Origin of the sequence: Acidisphaera rubrifaciens HS-AP3 (assembly GCF_000964365.1) — a bacterium.
Classification (GTDB): domain Bacteria; phylum Pseudomonadota; class Alphaproteobacteria; order Acetobacterales; family Acetobacteraceae; genus Acidisphaera; species Acidisphaera rubrifaciens.
This window is the reverse complement of sequence record NZ_BANB01000452.1, coordinates 1-1,863: the sequence shown is the minus strand read 5'-3', so window position 1 is coordinate 1,863 and position 1,863 is coordinate 1. Positions and strand designations below refer to the sequence as shown.

Genomic DNA, 1,863 nt, shown 5'->3' with positions numbered 1-1,863 from the left:
GCGGGCGCCCGCCCCGCCGAGGACCGCGCAGGTGACGCCGCCGCCCAGCATGGTGCGTCCGCTGATCGGCTTCGGCGTGCTGCTGATCGTGGCGATCTTCGGCGCGACGGCGCATCAGCTCCTGTCGGCGCGCGCCTCGCTGCTGCGCGGGGCGGAGCGGCAGGTCGCGCAGCTCGACACGGTGTTCGCCGAGCAGACCGCCCGCACCATCGAGACCGTCGATGCGGCGCTTCTGCGCGCGCAGGAGGCGCTGGACGCGCACCGTCCGGCTTCGGAAATCGATGCCCTGCTGGACGGCCGCGCCAGCGCCATGCCGCAGGTCGCGGGGTTGTACCTGACCAATCGCGACGGCACGCTGCGCGACGGCGACGGCTCGGCCAATCTCGGTCACCCGCCCCCGGCCGCGCTGGCCCTGCTCGGCGCGTACGGCACGCACCCCGCGCCGGAGCCGCGCATCAGCGCGCCGACCCGTGCGGCGGACGGGCGGGCGGTCGCCTATCTGGTCCGCCCGCTGCTGGCCCATGACGGCAATCTGGTCGGCCTCGCGATCGCCGGCCTCGACCTCGACTATTTCGAGGGTTTCTATCGCTCCGTCCGCCTCGCCGAACACGGCTCCGTCGCCCTGCGACGCACCGACGGGACGCTGCTGCTGCGCGCACCCGACATGCCGGCGCACCCGGCGGCAGGCACCGGCACCGCGACGCCCGCCGCCCTGGAAGCCGCCGGCCGCCAACCCGGCGTGACGACGGAGATGGAGATCACCGACGCGGACGGGCAGCCCCGGCTGGCGGCGCTGCGGACCCTGATCGGGTATCCGCTCGTCGTGGGTGTCTCGGTCAGCAAGTCGGCCGTGCTCGCGTCGTGGTGGCGCACCGCCATCGTCTTCACCCTCGTGGCGTTCGCCGCCTCGGTCACGATCGCCGTGCTGATCGCGATGCTGGTGCGCCGTTCGCGCGAGATCGGCCGCGTGTTCGACGACATGCTGCATGCCAAGGACGCGGCCGACGCCGCCAACGTCAAGCTCCGGCAGCAGATGGCGGAGCGCGAGCAGGCGGAGGCGGCGCTGCGCGAGGCGCAGCGGGCCGAGGCGATCGGCCAGCTCACTCGCGGCGTCGCGCATGATTTCAACAACCTGCTGGCGGTGGTGATCGGCAACATCGACCTGATGACGCTGACGCACCGCAACGACGCGGCGACGCTGCAGCGGCTCGCGACCATGCGGGCGGCGGCGGAGCGGGGCGCCACGCTGACCGGGCAGCTGATGGCCTTCGCCCGGCGCCAGCCGCTGCAGCCGCGCGCCGTCGATCTCAACGACATCGTCACCACCATGCATCCGCTGCTGGTCAGCGCCGTCGGCAGCCGGGTGCGTATCGAGCTGAACCTCGCCGAGCGTCTGCCGGCGGCGCAGGTGGACCCGACGCAGATCGAGCTTGCCATCCTCAACCTCGCGATCAACGCGCGCGACGCGATGCCGACGGGCGGCGTGCTCACGCTCGCGACCGCCGCCTGCACCCTGCCCTCGCGGCCCGACAGCGGCATCCTGCCGTCGCGCGGCGTGGCGCTGACGGTGCGCGACACCGGCGTCGGGATGACGCCCGACGTGCTCGCGCGCGCCTTCGAGCCGTTTTTCACCACCAAGGGACCGGGTCGCGGCTCCGGCCTTGGCCTGAGCCAGGTGCACGGCCTTGCGTATCAGTCCGGCGGCAATGTCAGCCTCGACAGCCGTCCGGGCGCCGGGACGCAGATCACCGTGCGCCTGCCCGCGACCGTGCAGGCGCCCGTGGCGGCGGCGACGCTCGACCCGGCGGAGGGGCTGGGCGCGCAGCGCCGCCCGGCGCGCGTGCTGCTGGTGGACGACGACGC

At 73.9% G+C, this 1,863-nt stretch carries 1 protein-coding gene; it reads left to right on the top strand.

The window, feature by feature from the left end; all coding sequences use genetic code 11:
- Nucleotides 1–31 precede the first annotated feature (31 nt).
- Nucleotides 32–1,863 (top strand): ATP-binding protein (locus tag B8460_RS12820; protein WP_148360591.1); only part of this gene is annotated, 1,832 nt, incomplete at its 3' end.